19 protein-coding genes are annotated in these 16,867 nt (G+C 39.1%); 14 read left to right on the forward strand and 5 right to left on the reverse strand.

What is annotated here, in order from left to right; genetic code table 11:
• Positions 1–89: 89 nt before the first annotated feature.
• On the forward strand, positions 90–1,142 hold the full coding sequence (gene rsgA / locus JF53_RS00150; protein ID WP_047980983.1) for a ribosome small subunit-dependent GTPase A: 1,053 nt from the start codon (positions 90–92) through the stop codon (positions 1,140–1,142).
• A 41-nt stretch (positions 1,143–1,183) separates the two neighbouring features.
• Here the strand turns inward: rsgA and JF53_RS00155 are convergent, their stop codons facing one another.
• Complete coding sequence (locus JF53_RS00155) at positions 1,184–1,723, reverse strand: HD domain-containing protein (protein ID WP_053071889.1); 540 nt, start codon at positions 1,721–1,723, stop codon at positions 1,184–1,186.
• A 110-nt stretch (positions 1,724–1,833) separates the two neighbouring features.
• On the opposite strand from JF53_RS00155, the gene JF53_RS00160 reads away from it, so the two are divergent.
• From JF53_RS00160 to murB, 10 genes are all read left to right on the forward strand, one after another.
• Positions 1,834–2,367: a 2TM domain-containing protein gene (locus tag JF53_RS00160; RefSeq protein ID WP_047980985.1), complete on the forward strand. Its 534-nt coding sequence runs from the start codon at positions 1,834–1,836 to the stop codon at positions 2,365–2,367.
• A 102-nt stretch (positions 2,368–2,469) separates the two neighbouring features.
• Positions 2,470–3,528: a type 2 isopentenyl-diphosphate Delta-isomerase gene (fni, locus tag JF53_RS00165; RefSeq protein WP_047980986.1), complete on the forward strand. Its 1,059-nt coding sequence runs from the start codon at positions 2,470–2,472 to the stop codon at positions 3,526–3,528.
• Positions 3,529–3,611: 83 nt separating this feature from the next.
• Positions 3,612–4,454, forward strand: a complete 843-nt coding sequence (locus tag JF53_RS00170) for an MBL fold metallo-hydrolase (protein WP_047980987.1) — start codon at positions 3,612–3,614, stop codon at positions 4,452–4,454.
• Positions 4,455–4,530: 76 nt separating this feature from the next.
• Positions 4,531–5,250, forward strand: a complete 720-nt coding sequence (locus tag JF53_RS00175; protein WP_047980988.1) for a DsbA family oxidoreductase — start codon at positions 4,531–4,533, stop codon at positions 5,248–5,250.
• 206 nt (positions 5,251–5,456) lie between these two features.
• Complete coding sequence (locus JF53_RS00180) at positions 5,457–6,410, forward strand: ABC transporter permease (RefSeq protein ID WP_047980989.1); 954 nt, start codon at positions 5,457–5,459, stop codon at positions 6,408–6,410.
• On the forward strand, positions 6,400–7,350 hold the full coding sequence (locus tag JF53_RS00185) for an iron chelate uptake ABC transporter family permease subunit (RefSeq protein WP_047980990.1): 951 nt from the start codon (positions 6,400–6,402) through the stop codon (positions 7,348–7,350). Before JF53_RS00180 ends, JF53_RS00185 begins: the two co-directional genes overlap by 11 nt.
• Entirely contained in the window at positions 7,344–8,099 is a 756-nt protein-coding gene (locus JF53_RS00190) for an iron ABC transporter ATP-binding protein (RefSeq protein ID WP_047980991.1), read from the forward strand. The genes JF53_RS00185 and JF53_RS00190 overlap by 7 nt, the downstream gene beginning before the upstream one ends.
• A 367-nt stretch (positions 8,100–8,466) precedes the next feature.
• Entirely contained in the window at positions 8,467–9,426 is a 960-nt protein-coding gene (locus tag JF53_RS00195; protein ID WP_047980992.1) for a siderophore ABC transporter substrate-binding protein, read from the forward strand.
• 209 nt (positions 9,427–9,635) lie between these two features.
• Complete coding sequence (locus tag JF53_RS00200) at positions 9,636–10,337, forward strand: SurA N-terminal domain-containing protein (protein WP_047980993.1); 702 nt, start codon at positions 9,636–9,638, stop codon at positions 10,335–10,337.
• A 473-nt stretch (positions 10,338–10,810) separates the two neighbouring features.
• Positions 10,811–11,728, forward strand: a complete 918-nt coding sequence (murB, locus tag JF53_RS00205; protein ID WP_269083290.1) for a UDP-N-acetylmuramate dehydrogenase — start codon at positions 10,811–10,813, stop codon at positions 11,726–11,728.
• Positions 11,729–11,765: 37 nt separating this feature from the next.
• Here murB and ehuA read toward each other — a convergent pair whose 3' ends face one another.
• The 4 genes from ehuA to ehuB form a co-directional block, all read right to left on the reverse strand.
• Entirely contained in the window at positions 11,766–12,584 is an 819-nt protein-coding gene (gene ehuA, locus JF53_RS00210) for an ectoine/hydroxyectoine ABC transporter ATP-binding protein EhuA (RefSeq protein WP_047980994.1), read from the reverse strand.
• Complete coding sequence (ehuD, locus tag JF53_RS00215; RefSeq protein WP_157052426.1) at positions 12,581–13,273, reverse strand: ectoine/hydroxyectoine ABC transporter permease subunit EhuD; 693 nt, start codon at positions 13,271–13,273, stop codon at positions 12,581–12,583. The genes ehuA and ehuD overlap by 4 nt, the downstream gene beginning before the upstream one ends.
• Before the next feature lie 20 nt (positions 13,274–13,293).
• Positions 13,294–13,956: an ectoine/hydroxyectoine ABC transporter permease subunit EhuC gene (ehuC, locus tag JF53_RS00220; RefSeq protein WP_169750773.1), complete on the reverse strand. Its 663-nt coding sequence runs from the start codon at positions 13,954–13,956 to the stop codon at positions 13,294–13,296.
• Between the two features lie 164 nt (positions 13,957–14,120).
• Positions 14,121–14,999 carry an ectoine/hydroxyectoine ABC transporter substrate-binding protein EhuB gene (gene ehuB / locus JF53_RS00225; RefSeq protein ID WP_047980995.1) on the reverse strand — a complete coding sequence of 293 codons (879 nt, stop codon included), beginning with the start codon at positions 14,997–14,999 and terminating at the stop codon, positions 14,121–14,123.
• A 399-nt stretch (positions 15,000–15,398) separates the two neighbouring features.
• On the opposite strand from ehuB, the gene ytzI reads away from it, so the two are divergent.
• From ytzI to JF53_RS17120, 3 genes are read left to right on the forward strand one after another with little or no spacing between them, the layout of a single operon-like run.
• Complete coding sequence (gene ytzI / locus JF53_RS17115) at positions 15,399–15,566, forward strand: YtzI protein (protein ID WP_083443511.1); 168 nt, start codon at positions 15,399–15,401, stop codon at positions 15,564–15,566.
• Complete coding sequence (locus tag JF53_RS00230; protein WP_083443512.1) at positions 15,567–16,226, forward strand: Gfo/Idh/MocA family protein; 660 nt, start codon at positions 15,567–15,569, stop codon at positions 16,224–16,226. It begins immediately after the preceding gene.
• 10 nt (positions 16,227–16,236) lie between these two features.
• Entirely contained in the window at positions 16,237–16,542 is a 306-nt protein-coding gene (locus JF53_RS17120) for a hypothetical protein (protein WP_083443513.1), read from the forward strand.
• Positions 16,543–16,867 lie beyond the last annotated feature (325 nt).

Genomic DNA, 16,867 nt, shown 5'->3' on the forward strand with positions numbered 1-16,867 from the left:
ACTACAGTAAAACAGAATACAGGTATTAAAATGGAGGAACGTTCGGCGTAATGAGTGACGTATCCTCCTTAAAATCAGGAGGAAATTAATTGCAAAATTTAGAAACACTAGGTTGGGAAAAAGCAGAAGACCAAAATGAAGAACAACTAGCACGTGTTTTCACCGTGCAAAAAAATAGTTATCGTATCTCAGATGGGGAAACAGATTATCTAGCTCATCTGAGTGGGAAATTTTTAAATGAAGCTGCGGGTACGTTAGATTTCCCGGCGGTAGGTGACTGGGTAAAAGTACAGAAACTACCAGCAGAAAAGAAAGCAGTAATTCACCAAGTATTACCACGAAAAAGTAAATTTGTCCGTCAAGCAGCGGGTTTAGTTACAGAAGCACAAATTGTAGCTGCGAATATCGATAGCGTTTTTATCGTTAATTCATTAAATCACGATTTAAATGAACGAAGAATTGAACGCTATGTCTTATTGGCTTATGAGAGCGGTGCAACACCTATCGTATTACTTACGAAGAAGGATCAAGTGTCCGAGGAAGAGGTAGAAGCTGCTATTGCTCGGGTAAGTGAGGTTGCGATTGGAGTTACGATTATTGCCATTAGCAGTCTTACTGGTGACGGGATGGAAGAGCTTCTTCGTTATTTACCGCCTCGTAAAACGGCTGCATTACTCGGTTCATCTGGGGTTGGAAAATCAACCTTAATTAATTCCTTATTCGATGAAGAGATTCAAGAAACAAAGGGAATTCGTGAAGATGACAGTAAAGGGCGTCATACAACGACACATCGGGAAATGTTCGTATTACCGAATGGGGCATTGCTGATTGACACGCCCGGTATGCGTGAAATAAAGCTTTGGGATGGGGAAGCTGCGATGGAGACGACATTCCAAGATATTGAGTCATTGATTGATGAATGTAGATTCTCCGATTGTAAGCATAAAACAGAACCTGGATGCCGTGTGCAGGAAGCAATCGAAAAGGGCGAATTAACCGAGGAACGTTATCAAAGCTATTTGAAGCTACAGAGGGAGCTTGCATTTGAAAAACGCAAGCAGGATATGAAAGCAAAGCTAGAAGATAAGAATAAATGGAAAAAGATTAGCAAATACCAAAAAGAAAACTATAAGCATAGATAAAATAAAGAGGGATAGTCCAATTAGTTGGAGTATCCCTTTGTTCATCTAAAAACACGTTTTACAGCTTCTTCATATTCTAGAAAATAAGAAGGTATTTCATGATCCGCTAGTCCAATACGCATATTCTGAACTAATGATTCGTTATACCATTTTTGCTCGTCCACACCTGCGTTAAACTTCTCCCAAACCGCATTGCCTTGTTCGTTAAGATCCTTTTCCAGTCCTAATAAATTATCGAGTTTATCCGCTATAATCAAGTATTTGACTTCCTTGTTAGCGTGTTTAATAGTATCAATCGTATGTTGTTTCCGTTCTCTCCATGATTTTGATTTGTCCTCCGTGTGTGCAGCTACTAGGGCAGCAACTTTCTTTCCAAACAGTTTTTCAATATCCTCAATCTCATAAATAGTATCTTCGACGACGTCGTGCAAGTATCCAGCACAAACCAATTCCTCGGAGAATCCCTCCTGCTCGAGGCGCTCAGCAACGCGAATTGGGTGTGTGATATAGGCTGCGTCTGAGTTCTTTCGTGTTTGTCCAGCATGTGCCTTGGTGGCGAATTGCTTTGCCTTTTCTTTCAAATGAATATCTCCTTTCCATTTACCGTAATATTATTATAACGAAGATGGACTAGATTAAAATAATAAGGTATGGTTGGTGTAACATTTTATAAGGTAGAGGGGGAAGTGTTTTGCTAGCTTGGTTAATAGTTGCCTGTGAAGTAGGCTTTTGGCTGTTTGTTCTAGCTGGTCTTATTTCGAGGTATGTATTTAAACAGAAGCGGTTGAGTAATGTGTTACTTATTTGTACACCGATTGTTGATTTGGTATTGCTGGTTGCAACCGTCATAGATTTGAATCAAGGTTCTGTTGCCAGTACAGTTCATGGCGTTGCGGCAGTCTATATAGGTGTTAGTGTGGCATTTGGACATCAAATGATTCAGTGGGCGGATAAGCAATTTGCTTATCGTTTTGCTGGTGGCGCAAAACCACCGCGCAAGAAAAAATTTGGGAAAGAATATGCGAGGCAAGAACGAGCAGGTTGGTACCGACACTTACTAGCATGGGCAATCGGATGTGTGCTCTTGTTTGGTATTATCTTATATATAAACAACGAAGCACAAACAGAGGCGTTGCTCGGGACGATTCGGATTTGGTCACTTGTACTGGCGATTGATTTTATCATTGCGTTTAGCTACACTTTTTTTCCTAAAAAAGAGAGTTAGATGCATGGGATAGTGTGAGGTGTGTTTCCTTGCACATTGCTTTCCATCGAGTTGAAAAACAAGTACACTAAAGGGGACATATTGTGGATTGGAAGTGTGAACATGACAGAACAAGGAATTAATAAACGTAAAACAGAACATATTCGCTTGTGCTTAACCGATCAAGTGGAAGGTGTTAATAAATCGACTGGACTAGAGGGAATTTCCTTTATACATAATGCGTTACCAGAAATTAATTTTAACGATATATCGATTGAAACTAGCTTCTTGAATAAGTCACTCGGGGCGCCATTCTTGGTGAGCTCGATGACAGGTGGCTCAGAGTTAGCAACAGAAATCAATCAAAACCTAGCCGTCGCTGCTGAGGAACGGAAATGGGCAATTGCATTAGGATCAACGAGAGCATTGTTAGAAAGTGATAAACACCAAGACTCCTTCTTAATTCGAAAGCAAGCTCCGACGGTTCCGTTGATTGCTAATCTTGGTGCGGTACAGCTGAATTACGGGTACGGCGCAGAAGAAGCGCAGCGTATTGTCGATATGACTGAAGCAGATGCACTTTATCTGCATTTGAATACACTTCAGGAAGTTATTCAAGATGAAGGGGATTTGAACTTCGATACGTTACTTCCGAAAATCGAAGCGGTTTGTAAAGCTTTATCCGTACCTGTTGGTGTGAAAGAAGTTGGCTTTGGAATCGATGGAACAGTGGCGAAACAGTTAGCGGATGTTGGTATTTCCTTCATTGACGTGGCAGGTGCCGGTGGAACTTCCTGGAGTCAGGTTGAAAAGTTACGATCAAAGGATCCATTACGAAAAGCGGCAGCAGAGGCATTTAATAATTGGGGAATACCGACGAAGGATTGTATTGTATCTGTTCGCAGTAAATTAGAAGATTCCCCGCTTGTTGCAAGTGGCGGAATGAAAACAGGTCTTGATGCAGCGAAAGCATTAACGATTGGCGCCGATGTTATTGGATTTGCGAGATCATTGCTCCAAGCAGCAACAGAATCTGTGGAAGCGGTCTTACAAGTAATGGAACAAATCGAATTCGAATTGAAAATTACCATGTTTGGTATTGGGGCAAAGGATTTAACGGAATTAAAAAATACGAATCGCGTTTCGATTATGGGGCGATCACTATTAGATGAACAAGGCTAAAGCAACCAAACGCTTTAGCCTTGTTTCTTTTTGGCATGAATAATCCGCTCTTTCAAATACTAAGGATAAAAAGGAGGTTGACGATGAATAAAGGTATGCATGAAGGTAGTGATATGAAATTTATACCGATGACGTCAATCAAAAGTACAGTTGGAGAAGCTGTAACAGCGGATGTCTATTATTATACGAATCAACTTGTAAATGTAATTTTTATCGGTGAACCAGCATCCGAATACTGGTATTTAGTTGATGCAGGCATGCCAAAATCTGCTGAGGAAATCTGGCGGGTGGCAGAGGAACGCTATGGTGTTGGTGCTAAACCAAAGGCAATTTTATTAACCCATGGTCATTTTGATCATGTTGGCGGGTTAGTTGATTTACTTGGGAAATGGGATGTTCCGGTATATGCGCATGAAGCGGAATTTCCGTATCTTACCGGCAAGCAAAGCTATCCCGAACCCGACAGCACGGTGGAGGGCGGGTTGCTGGCGAAAATTTCTGCGATATATCCCAATGAACCGATTACTATTGGTTCACAGTTGAAAGCCCTACCTAATGATCATCGCATTCCAGGCATGACTGACTGGGAGTGGATTCATACTCCAGGGCATAGTCCTGGGCACGTATCGTTTTATCGTTCGATCGATGGATTGTTAATTTCTGGGGATGCCTGTATCACCGTGAGACAGGATTCCTTCTATCAAGTATTATTACAAAAGGCAGAGGTGAACGGCCCTCCTAGATATTTCACAACGGATTGGGAGGCAGCGAAACAATCTGTAGCGACGATACATGCCCTGCATCCTAACATAATGATTCCGGGGCATGGGGTTTCCTTATCGGGAAATATATTACAAGAAGGGCTCACCTTTTTAGTAGACAACTTTGACGATATGGCCGTACCTGATTACGGGAAATATAGCTAATTCTGTTTAAGCACATAACTAACTGCCGTATTCGTAGGTATGCTAAAATATTCTTAAATAAAGTGAGGTGCAGTCTATGAAAGTTGAAGTATGGTCTGATTTTGTCTGTCCTTTTTGTTATATTGGAAAACGCAGATTTGAATTAGCATTGCAAGCATTCGATCATAAAGATAATGTGAAAATAGAATTTAAAAGCTATGAGTTAGATCCAAATGCTGAAATAAACCCGAACCAATCTATCCATGAATATTTAGCATCTAATAAAGGTATGTCCGTTGAATACGCGAAACAAATGAATGAGAGTGTTGGGAAACAAGCTGCTGAAGTTGGGTTAACTTATAATTTCGATACGATGCAGCATACGAATACATTTGATGCGCATCGCGTCTTAAAATACGCAGAAACACAAAATGTAGGCAAAGAGCTAACGGAAAAAATCTTCCGTGCGTATTTTACTGATTCCGAATTAATAAGTGATCATGCGACATTAGTGAGATTAGCAACAGATGCAGGTCTCAGTGGCGATGAAGTAGCAGATTTATTAGCAACAGATCGGTATGCCAACCGCGTAAGAGCAGATGAAGAGATGGCAGGGCAAATTGGTATTCAAGGCGTACCATTCTTTGTCTTCAATGAAAAATACGCCGTGTCTGGCGCACAACCGAAAGAAGTCTTTGCTGAGGTTTTAGAAAAAGTTTGGGAAGAAGAAAGTGCTAAGCCAACCCTTCAATCGTTAAACCCAAACGATTCTAAAACATCTTATTGTACGGATGATGGATGCGAAGTTAATGAGTAATTGAAAAAAAGCTTGTGCCCCGGAATCTATTAGAATCCCGCGCACAGGCTTTTTTACATTCGATTCGTTCAGAAAATGTTGAAAATTGTGTGTGGAATTGTATTGACGGATAAGGCAATTGTGCTATACTCAATTTAGAAAGTTAATTGATAATGAATCTCATTCTTAGTTGGAGTTCAAAAAAGGTATAGTTAGGATTATATTCTATGAAATTACGATATTTTGTTATTATACTAGCCATATTATCGGTTGCTTCACTTTTCTTTGGTGTTTCCAATCTAACGCCACTAGATATTTTTCATCTGACCGATGAGCAGGCGCAAATTTTAGTTGTTAGTCGAATTCCAAGGTTAGTTAGTATTTTAATAGCAGGAATGAGTATGAGTGTTGCCGGACTAATTATGCAGCAGCTCAGTCGTAATAAATTTGTCTCGCCGACAACAGCGGGTACGTTAGATGCTGCGAGATTAGGAATATTGGTTTCCTTACTTGTGTTTACGGCTGCAAATCCATTACAACGAATCCTGATATCCTTTGCATTCGCGCTAGCTGGTACCTTTATCTTTATGAAGGTGCTAGATCGTATTAAGTTTAAGGATGCAATATTTATTCCGTTAGTCGGTCTCATGTTTGGGAATATTATTAGCTCCATCGCAACGTTTATTGCCTACAAGAATGACTTAATCCAGAATATGTCTTCGTTCATGCAAGGCGATTTTTCCATGATTATGAGTGGAAATTATGAAGCGATTTATATTAGTATCCCGATATTAGCGATTGCGTTCTTTTATGCAAACAAGTTTACCATTGCCGGAATGGGTGAGGATTTTTCCAAGAATCTTGGCTTGAATTACCGGCAGGTTGTCAATCTTGGGTTAGTCATCGTAGCACTTGTCACAGCATCAGTGGTCTTAACGGTTGGTGTCATTCCGTTTTTAGGCTTGATTATCCCTAATATTGTAACCATCTACCAGGGAGACCATTTAAAGAAAACATTACTGCATACTGCCTTACTAGGTGCCATCTTCGTTTTAGCTTGTGATATTATCGGTAGAACATTGATTTATCCATATGAGATTCCGATTAGCTTGACGGTTGGTGTTATAGGTAGTGCTATTTTCATCTACCTGTTGTTAAGGAGAAAGAAATATGGGCTATAAGAAAAAAACAATCATTCTCGCCGCAATCGCAGTAGTGTTTACCATGCTATTTTTATTTTATGATTTAAGTGGAAATATTGGCTACATATTGCCAAGACGAATCATTAAGGTATTGGCAATTATCTTAACAGGTGGAGCCATTGCGTTTTCTACAGTTGTATTTATGACGATTACGAATAATCGAATCTTAACACCAAGTGTTCTTGGATTAGATTCGCTCTATCTGTTAATTCAAACCTTCATTGTTTTTGTCTTTGGATCAAATTCTATTGTTATGATGAATAGTAGTATTAACTATCTACTATCAATTTGCATGATGATACTATTCTCCTTAGTTCTTTACCGGTTTTTATTTAAGGGTGAGAAGAATAATATCTACTTCCTGCTACTCATCGGAATGATTTTAGGAACATTTTTCAATAGTTTTACATCGTTTATGGAAGTGCTCATTGATCCGAATGAGTTTATGATTGTGCAAGATAGAAGCTTTGCTAGTATTAATAATGTTAATAAAGATTTAGTGTACTTATCGATTGGAATTATTGTAATTGTTTTTCTATACTTCATCCGGTTTTACAAGTATTTAGATGTATTGGCGTTAGGGAAAGACGAATCGGTTAACTTAGGAGTTAGCTATGATTACGTTGTGAAACGATTATTAATAATCGTGTCCATTCTAACGGCGGTTGCTACAGCATTAGTAGGACCGATGATGTTTTTAGGATTACTAATTGTTAATTTAACCTATGAATTTTTGAAAACATACCGGCATTTTTATATTATTCTAGCAGCGGTATTTATGAGTATTATCGCGCTAGTTGGTGGACAATTTATAGTCGAAAAAATATTCACCTTCCAAACAACAATCAGTGTGATTATTAACTTTGTCGGTGGTGTGTACTTCCTATATCTATTGTTAAAGGAGAATCGATCATGGTAGAGGTAAAGAACCTGTTAAAGACCTATAACCGTAAAAAGGTAGTCGATGATGTTACCTTGACAATCGAAAAAGGTACCATGACGTCATTTATCGGTCCAAATGGTGCTGGTAAGAGTACCTTGATCTCTATCATCACCCGGTTAATCACAAAGGATGAGGGGAATGTTGAGATTGATGGTCAAGATGTATTAGCGACAAATAGTAATGAGCTAGCCAAGAAAATATCCGTATTGAAGCAGTCGAATTCCATTAATCTGAAATTAACTGTTCGAGAGCTCGTTTCGTTTGGACGATTTCCTTATTCACAAGGGAAGCTGACCAAAGAAGATGAAACAAAAATTGACGAAGCAATTGACTATATGGAGCTAGGGAGCATGCAGGATAAATTCTTGGATGAACTTAGTGGTGGTCAGCGCCAACGCGCCCATATTGCCATGGTCATCGCCCAAGATACCGAGTACATCTTTTTGGATGAACCACTGAACAACTTAGATATGCGTCACTCAACACAAATCATGAAGATATTACGACGATTAGTCGATGAGTTAGGAAAAACGATACTAATCGTCATCCATGATATCAACTTTGCATCCTGTTATTCAGACAATATTGTTGCACTTAAGGATGGGAAGATTATGAAACAAGGTCGCACTTGCGATATTATCGATGCCTGTGTCTTAAAGGAATTATATGACATGGATATTGAAATCCAAGAAGTAGGCGACAAGAGGATTTGTGTTTATTACTAATGGTTAAGAACTAATGCTGTGGTTAAGCGAATGGAAAGAATGAACCTTCAAAAAAAGCCCTCTATAATAGAGGGATGATAATCATCACCAAGCCATTATAAAGGACCCTTACAACTTTATCTTACCTTATCTAAATGGTTTGGTAAATGATTATGTTTTACGTTTTTATGTTGATCCAACGTACATAATTAGAAATTTTGAGCGCTCAAATTTCTCCTATTCAGCTCATTTGCTGGAGTAGTTGGTCAAACTTTTTAACCATAGATACGATTGTTACTTGTTTTTACTATGAAGAGTTAGGTTCTTCTCATTCGTTTCATCCGCAACATTAGCTTAAAATATATTATCTAAAAAGGAGCAGTAAAATATGAAGAAACTATCATTATTATTAGGTATCAGTATACTATTTATTATATTGGCAGCTTGTGGAAGTACAGATGAAGGAAACTCAGGTGAGGGAAGCTCAACGGATGGTGCTGAAACTGCTACAACCATTTCCATTGAACACGAGCTTGGCAAAACAGATGTGCCAGTTAATCCTGAGAAAGTTGCTGTGTTTGATTTTGGTACTTTAGATACACTAGATAAGCTAGGTGTTGAGGTAGCTGGTGTGCCACAAGGAAATATTCCAGAATATCTAGCAAAATATGAAAGTGATGACTATACAAATCTAGGATCGCTAAAAGAACCTGATTTTGAAGCAATTGCAGAACTTGATCCAGATCTTATTATCATTTCTGGTAGACAATCTTCGCTGTATGATCAACTAACGGAAATTGCGCCAACCATTTATTTAGGAGTGGATACAACTAGATATATGGATTCCTTTAAAGAAAATCTAGATGTAATTGGAAAGATTTTTGAAAAAGAAGACGAAGTACAAACAGAGTTAACTGCAATTGAAGATGCAATTACAGGTTTGAAAGAAAAAGCAGAAGCAAGTGGGAATAATGCCCTTATCATTTCAGCGAATGACGATAAGATTAGTGCATACGGATCTAATTCTCGATTCGGTATTATTCATGATGTATTTGGTTTAGAACCGGTTGATACTAATATTGAAGCTTCAACTCACGGGATGAATGTAACGTTTGAATATGTAGTCGAGAAGGATCCGGATATTCTTTATGTTATTGACCGAGGCGCTGCTATTGACGCTGGTGAAACTACAGCATCACAGCTTGTAGAAAATAAATTAGTAGAGAATACGAAAGCATATCAAAACGACAATATCGTATATCTAAATCCAGATTACTGGTACCTATCAGGTGGCGGATTAATCTCTGTTGCTGAAATGGTTGAGGAAATTACTGCAAGTGTAGAGTAAAACAAATAAAGGCAATCCACAAATTGTGGGTTGCTTTTTCTATGCAATCAGTTTGTAAAAATCGTCTTATTTGTAATGAACTTGTTAATAGTGCCTTAAATGGTTGATATAGCAGGGACGCTGACGCTTCTAGCCTATACCTCTGCCTTGCGTTACTAGTGGGAAGTATGGTTGAATAGTAATACAACGTTTAGGAAATGAGGAATAGCATGAAAAAACTATTTAGTTTACTAATGATACTTGGTTTAATAGTCGTTTTAGCAGCTTGCGGTGATGATAAGGAAGAAGAAAGTAAGAAGGATAAGGAAGAAGAAGCTGCACCAACCGAAATTACCATGAATGAAGACGAAAAGGTAGAAAATGATAAAGTGGTTGTACGTATCAATGATACCGAAATTACTGGTGAGCGCTATAACACGGTATACCTACAAACAAAAATGCGTGTCTACCAATTTGGACAAGACATTGAGGATAAAGACAATATTAAAGAAGTAACCCTAAATGAAATTATTGCACAAGAGCTTATTAAGCAAGAAGCAGATAAGCAAGGTGTAGAAGTAACGGATGAGGAAGTACAAACAGAATTTGATAAATTAAAATCAGAGAACGAGGAGTCATTTGCCTCCTATCTAGAGCAATATAATTTAACGGAGGAAACGTTGAAGGATCAAATCCGTTTCTCTACTACGTTGGAAAAATATATGGCAGATCACATTGAGACAGAAGAAGTCACGGATGATGATATTAAAGAAACCTATGATCAGTTAAAAGAAGAAATGGATGACATGATGGCTTTTGAAGAAGCGGAGCCGCTAATTAAGGAACAGCTAGCGCAGCAACGTGAAGCAGATGCACTACAAGCAAAAGTAGAAGCATTAATGAAAGAATCAGAAATTGAAAAACTAATATAAGTTTTGTTACGGAAGAGGCTAGGACATAAGTAAAATGGGAAGATGAATTGACGAACAATGCACTGATTCAGCGAAGTATATTCCCGAAGCGGGTATCGTGCACCAACGTTCGGATTTTATCTAACCATAGACACTTATTGACCAGTCTCTTCTGTTACTTTTCCCGCCTCTCATATTAGGTAGGTACGCTGAATTATTGTTGGCAACGCTGATTAATCATTATTTACGCTAAAATAGCTTGGTTCCCGCTGAATTAAGAGCTATCATCGCTGAATCCAGTCCGTATCCGTCCAACTAAACAGGCTATAAGCATGACGAATCATAAAGAGGAGCTACCTACCATATAGTTATAAAGGTCTTCTATATTCAAAAATGTACTTAGCACCTCAATAAGTGGCAAGAATTTGGGAAATACCTTACAATAAAACAGATGATGAATGGAAACGAAGGAATTTGTTAAAGGAATGATTTAATTGATCAATCATCATGTACTGGAAAAGTTAATTAACATTACATCAGAGAAAAATGTGATGGTTAATGAGCCTTTAAAAAAACATACGTATACATGTCTTGGTGGAGCTGCTGATTTTTATGTGACACCAGAGACTTATGAACAAGTCCAACAAATCGTAAAGCTAGCCAAACAAGATTCTATTCCATTTACCTTACTTGGTAACGGATCGAACCTAATTGTTAAAGACGGTGGCATTCGGGGTATTGTATTGAATTTGAATAGCTTAGCTGACATTAAAACGGTGGGCAATAAAGTGGTTGCACAAAGTGGTGCTCGGATTATTGATGTGTCGAGAGAAGCTTTAAAGCAACGACTAACAGGGCTGGAATTTGCTTGTGGCATTCCTGGATCTGTCGGTGGTGCGCTTTACATGAATGCAGGTGCTTATGGTGGTGAAATAAAAGATGTTCTAGAAAGTGCGGTTGTTGTCGACTCAAATGGTGATTTAGTAACCTTGAATGCTGCCGAACTCAACTTAGAATATCGTCGAAGTAATATCCCGGATAACGGATATATTGTCTTAGAGGGAACCTTCTCACTAAAGCCAGGAGAATATGAAGAAATAAAAGCGGTTATGGACGACTTGACCTATAAACGAGAATCAAAACAGCCTCTCGAATATCCTTCCTGTGGTAGCGTATTTAAACGTCCGCCAGGTTATTATGCAGGTAAATTGATACAAGATAGTGGATTACAGGGTACGCAGATTGGTGGGGCACAAGTGTCCTTAAAACATGCAGGTTTTATTGTAAACAAAGACAATGCCACTGCGGAGGAATATATTCGCTTAATCCGTCACGTACAAGCAACCGTAAACGAAAAATTCGGTGTGAAGCTAGAACGTGAGGTACGCATTATTGGGGAAGATTTAGAGTAAAAAGAAGCTGCGCAATTTCAATCGCGCAGCTTCTTTATTAGTTTCTAAACCGGTGCAGGAATTGCTGTAATCGTTCATTGGTAGACTCTTCCAGTACTTCACTTGGTGTTCCTTGTTCGGCAATGACACCATTATCTAAGAAGATAACGCGATCGGCAATATCAAGTGCGAATTCCATTTCGTGCGTAACAAGAACCATCGCCATTTCGCCTTCTTTGGCAATATCGCGAATGACCTCTAGCACCTCGCCAACTAATTCGGGATCAAGCGCCGAGGTAACCTCATCAAATAGCATGATTTTTGGTCGCATTACTAACGCACGAGCCATCGCAACCCGTTGTTTTTGCCCACCAGATAATTGATTCGGATATTGTTCCAATTTATCTCCAAGCCCAACCTTCTCAAGCATTTCAATGGAGCGTTTTCTAGCACTTTCCTTATCTTCCTTTTGCACTTGAATAGGTGCTGTCATACAATTTTGTAGGATTGTCATATGTGGGAAGAGATTGAAATGCTGAAAAACCATCCCGATATCACCACGTACCGCACGTAGATGCTTTTCATTTGCAGGAACTAGTTTGCCGTTTTTCTCCATATGCCATAAGTTTTGTCCATCCACAATAATTTCTCCTGAAGTTGGTTGCTCTAAGGTCATAAGCATGCGGATAATAGTTGTTTTCCCAGATCCACTTGGTCCGATTAATGCCACCTTTTCGCCCGGCATAATATCCAAGTTCAACCCTTTTAGAACCTCGACATCTCCGAATGATTTATGGACATTCTTATATTCTACAATCGGTTTTGTGTTGGTATTAGTGGTAACATGGTTTCGTTTCCTATCTACGGATATGGTCATGAGATTATCGCTCCTTTACTTTCTTGAAGTGCAGCTTTTTTATCAAAGCGGCGATTTAATTTCGTTTCCAATTTATTAATTAGTATTGCTGAAGGATAGCTTAATACTAAGAAAATGATTGCAACAATTGTATAGGCTTCTAAATAACGGAAATTGTTGGCACCATATGTTTCTGCCATCGCTAGAATTCCGACTACACCAATGGTTGAAGCTAAAGGTACTTCCTTAAACATAATAATTAAGTAGTTTCCTAACATTGGTATAGTAGGCGGAATTGCTTGTGGTAATATAATTTTAGTCCATTTTTGCCTAGTAGAAAAGTTGAGTGCTCTAGATGCCTCCCATTGTCCTTGTTCCACACCTTCAATTCCTGATCGATATACCTCGCCAATGTATGTGCTGAAATGTATACCGAGCCCTATAATGGCGCAAGGAATAGGCGCGAGTGTTACACCAATTCCAGGAATCATTGGCCAAGCATAAAATAGAAAGAAAAGCTGTACAAGTGGTGGGGTAGAGCGAATGAATTCCATTGTCCACGTCACGAGCCAATGGATTGGTTTAAATTGGATTCTTCTTAGAAAGGTCCAGACAAATCCAAATACTAGTGCAAATACATAACAAGCAAATGTTAATCCTATTGTAACACCAATCCCTTTTAAAATGATTGGGAAGGCTTCAAAGAACATCTCCCATTTCCAATTGATATTCAAAGTCTCGCCACCCCTCTTTTAGAAATTTGTTCTCCTTTTCTAGTAAGGAAGATTAATGGCAATGCCATAATAAAGTAGAAAATTAATAGTAATAGATAAACAGTTGGTGCCTGTGATAGGTCAGTACTTCTTAAAATGTTACCATGGTATAAAATATCGGTCATACCAATTAAGGAAACAAGTGAGGTTGCTTTAAGCATTTGAATAAGGTAGTTACCGAATTCAGGTAGCATCATCCGAACAGCTTGCGGAAAAATAATAAGGCGCATGCGCTGAAATCGAGATAAATTAAGGGCGATAGAGGCTTCTGATTGTCCTTTATCCACTGCCAAAATGGAGCCACGTACAATTTCAGACATATAGGCACCATAATTTAACGATATGGCAAGAACGCCAGCAAACAATTGGTTATCGATTGATAAATCAAACAGCATCGGAATGGCATAGTATAACCAAAACAATTGTACGATTAACGACGTCCCACGAAAGATTTCAACGTAAAAGGTGGTTAAGCCACTAATTAACCGATTGTTTGATAGTCGGCAAAGCCCTGCAATAAAGGCAAACAAATAACCAAAAATGACCGATAGGACAAGTACAGTAATGGTTATATCGATCCCTTTCATTAAAATAGGAAAAACATCTATAATGGCATTAATCTTAATCACTCCTTCTAAAAATGATGAGTACAGCTTGAACAATCGCTGATTTTTCACTTATTTTTTGTGAAAATACGTATCGTAACAGACAAAAACCATAGGGTTAGACCCCCTAAACGGGGTGAACCCTATGGAGTCTTGTTTACATCTCATGTTAGTTTGTCTTATATGTCACCATTACAAATTTTTTCGGTTGTAATGTCATCAGGCACCATATTCATTTGTGCGCTAAAGCCATTTTTTTCTAAGAGTTCAGCTATAGTACCATCTTCTTTAAGCTCAGCAAGCTTTTCATTATAGGCATCGACTAACGCTTCATCCTCTAAATTGAATGCCGCAGCACCATAGCTTGGTACCCCTTCTACATCAGGCTGTTCAAAGGTCTCCACAAACTCTAAGTTATCCGAATTAGCCGAGTTCATGGCATCCTTAATCGTCATTTCTGTTGCTGTTGTTGCATCAGCTCGCCCTGATTCCACTGCGGCAATAGATGCTGGAATATCAGGAACAGCTAGAATCTGATCAGGATCAACACCCGCGTCTGTTAAAAAGTCATTTTCCGTTGCACCAGTCATCACCGCAATCACGGCATCAGGATTCGCTGCAATATCCTCGTAGCTTTCTAGATTAAGTGGATTACCAGACTCCACAATTAAACCTTCCCCATACATCATTTCCGGTTCGGCGAATGCAGCATTCTCACAACGATTTGGCTGAATTGCCATACCCGCCGTAATCACGTCAAATTGTCCAGCGTTTAGTCCAGAGATGAGCTGGCCGAATTCTAATAACTGTGAATCCATTTCATCAATACCAAGTTCAGTAAATACGGCCTTTGCAATATCTACTGCTGCCCCTTTTAATTCACCATCTTCTCCTTGATAGGCATAGGGCTTTTCATTGGCGAATCCAATGGTTACCTTTCCTTCTTCTTGTAGTCTGGCTAATTTATCTTCTTCCCCATTACCACTTGTCTCGCCTGAACCACAAGCTGCTAACAGGATTGATATGGATACAATCGAAGCTAGTAATACTTTTTTCATAAAATGAAAAATCCTCCTCATAATTTTCAGTTGTAATGACAAGCTGTCAACTGCTTGAATGACGTATGCTTACTTTCAGGAACGTTCCGATAAGTATGTAAAAATTACCAATTACCTATTGCATGCAAGATAGAATAGTTGGCTGCAAACAGTTATAGTTTCATGGTATCGGTTCAAGGTAGGAGGTTCAAACGTGATATAGTTAGATTATTTTAAATTAATTGCCGTTTCATGGAGTGAGAATCGAACAGCTCGTGTATTCGAAAAGATACTGAAATATCGTATTAAATGCTACAAAATCCTTATATTTTGACAGAATACTAGCATTAATTTGCGTCTTACTTATCTAACAATTATGTTAAAATAGGAGTCATACAGGATGGAAAAGGAGAGTCAGGAATGATCTGGTTTATTATATTAGGAATTATTATTGTGATCGGCGTGTTAGCATTGTCAGTTATGACTACGTCAAAGGGTTATGCCTATAAGCATACGGTTGATCCATTACCAACGGTTCAAGAGAAGGAAGAACAACAAAATGATCATAATGGAAGGGAACAATCCTAGATGAGATATTCGGTGGTAGGAACAAGCTGGATAACAGAGATGTTTATACATGCGGCAAGAAAAACAAAACAGGCAGAATTAGTATCGGTCTATTCTCGGAATGAAGAAACTGCTCGTACATTTGCGACTAAAAATAGTGGTAAGCAAGTAATCACAAATTGGGACGAGCTGTTAGCGGATGAGTCAGAATTTGTTTACATTGCATCCCCCAATAAGCTCCACTATGAGCATGTAATGGATTGTATTGAAAAGGGCAAGCATGTATTTTGTGAGAAACCGATGGCTTACACAAAAGCTCAGGCAGAAGCAATTTTCCAAGCGGCACAGGAGAAAAATGTATTTGTGTTCGAGGGTTATCGTCATTTGTTTTCACCAAACTATAACGTATTAAAAGAAGCGCTTCGTAAAATAGGGCAGGTACGCGGAGCTATATTGCCCTACTTACAGTACTCTTCTCGATATGATCTTTTTAAAGAAGGCACGATAGCAAATGTGTTTTCACGGGATTTTGCAGGAGGCGCTTTAATGGATTTAGGGGTGTATCCAGTAAGTATGGCTATTGATTTATTTGGAAAGCCTTCTGAAGTAAAGTATTCCCCTGTGTTATTATCCAATGGAATTGATGGCAGTGGAACCCTTGTCTTAACGTATAAAGATTAATGTAACAATTTTGACCTCAAAAATTACGGATTCAACGCTTGCTGCTGAAATTCAGGGTGAGGATGGAACGCTAATAATTGATCATATTGCCCCAATCGAAAGCATTGGCTTAACGATTCGGACGGATAAGCAAACCATTGAATTAGCTGGTTCCCAAGAAGAATTAGATATGGTTTATGAAATTAATGAATTTGTACAAATGATTCAATCAAACGACCGTTTAAGCTTTGAAAAGTGGATGAACCGCAGTATTCAAGTAGCAAAATGGACGGAGATAGCTCGAAAACAGAACGGAATCTTATTTCCAGGTGAGTAAAAGCAGGCTGGGACATAAGTAAAATGAGAAGATACAAGGACGAACAATGCACTGATTTAGCGTAGGGAATATACGTAGAGTCCTGCGGGAGGAAGGGCTTAGGTGAGCCCCCGCAGTGAGGGTGCTACTTGAATAACCTTCTTCGTTCCCTTGCGCTGAGGAAGCATACTCCGAAGCGATACTAGCAGACACAGGCGCACTGCTTTTCAGCGCGAGGAGGCTCAGCAGCCCCGCGGCAAGGTAGACACTGCGAGGTAGTTTCGAGCAGATGTCACCCCTGTGCTGGAAGTGAAAGCGAAGTATATTCCCGGAGCGGGTATCGTGC

This window comes from Ornithinibacillus contaminans, assembly GCF_001038425.2.
Lineage (GTDB): Bacteria > Bacillota > Bacilli > Bacillales > Amphibacillaceae > Ornithinibacillus > Ornithinibacillus contaminans.

Bases quoted from the DNA above. Each gene is read 5' to 3' on its own strand.
- JF53_RS00190 (WP_047980991.1), top strand. From the start codon at position 7,344: ATGGTAGAGGTAAAGAACCTGTTAAAGACCTATAACCGTAAAAAGGTA.
- ehuB (WP_047980995.1), bottom strand. From the start codon at position 14,999: ATGAAAAAAGTATTACTAGCTTCGATTGTATCCATATCAATCCTGTTA.
- JF53_RS00170 (WP_047980987.1), top strand. From the start codon at position 3,612: ATGAATAAAGGTATGCATGAAGGTAGTGATATGAAATTTATACCGATG.
- ehuA (WP_047980994.1), bottom strand. From the start codon at position 12,584: ATGACCATATCCGTAGATAGGAAACGAAACCATGTTACCACTAATACC.
- JF53_RS00180 (WP_047980989.1), top strand. From the start codon at position 5,457: ATGAAATTACGATATTTTGTTATTATACTAGCCATATTATCGGTTGCT.
- ehuD (WP_157052426.1), bottom strand. From the start codon at position 13,273: ATGTTCTTTGAAGCCTTCCCAATCATTTTAAAAGGGATTGGTGTTACA.
- JF53_RS00185 (WP_047980990.1), top strand. From the start codon at position 6,400: ATGGGCTATAAGAAAAAAACAATCATTCTCGCCGCAATCGCAGTAGTG.
- JF53_RS00175 (WP_047980988.1), top strand. From the start codon at position 4,531: ATGAAAGTTGAAGTATGGTCTGATTTTGTCTGTCCTTTTTGTTATATT.
- JF53_RS00230 (WP_083443512.1), top strand. From the start codon at position 15,567: ATGAGATATTCGGTGGTAGGAACAAGCTGGATAACAGAGATGTTTATA.
- JF53_RS00200 (WP_047980993.1), top strand. From the start codon at position 9,636: ATGAAAAAACTATTTAGTTTACTAATGATACTTGGTTTAATAGTCGTT.
- fni (WP_047980986.1), top strand. From the start codon at position 2,470: ATGACAGAACAAGGAATTAATAAACGTAAAACAGAACATATTCGCTTG.
- JF53_RS00195 (WP_047980992.1), top strand. From the start codon at position 8,467: ATGAAGAAACTATCATTATTATTAGGTATCAGTATACTATTTATTATA.
- ytzI (WP_083443511.1), top strand. From the start codon at position 15,399: ATGATCTGGTTTATTATATTAGGAATTATTATTGTGATCGGCGTGTTA.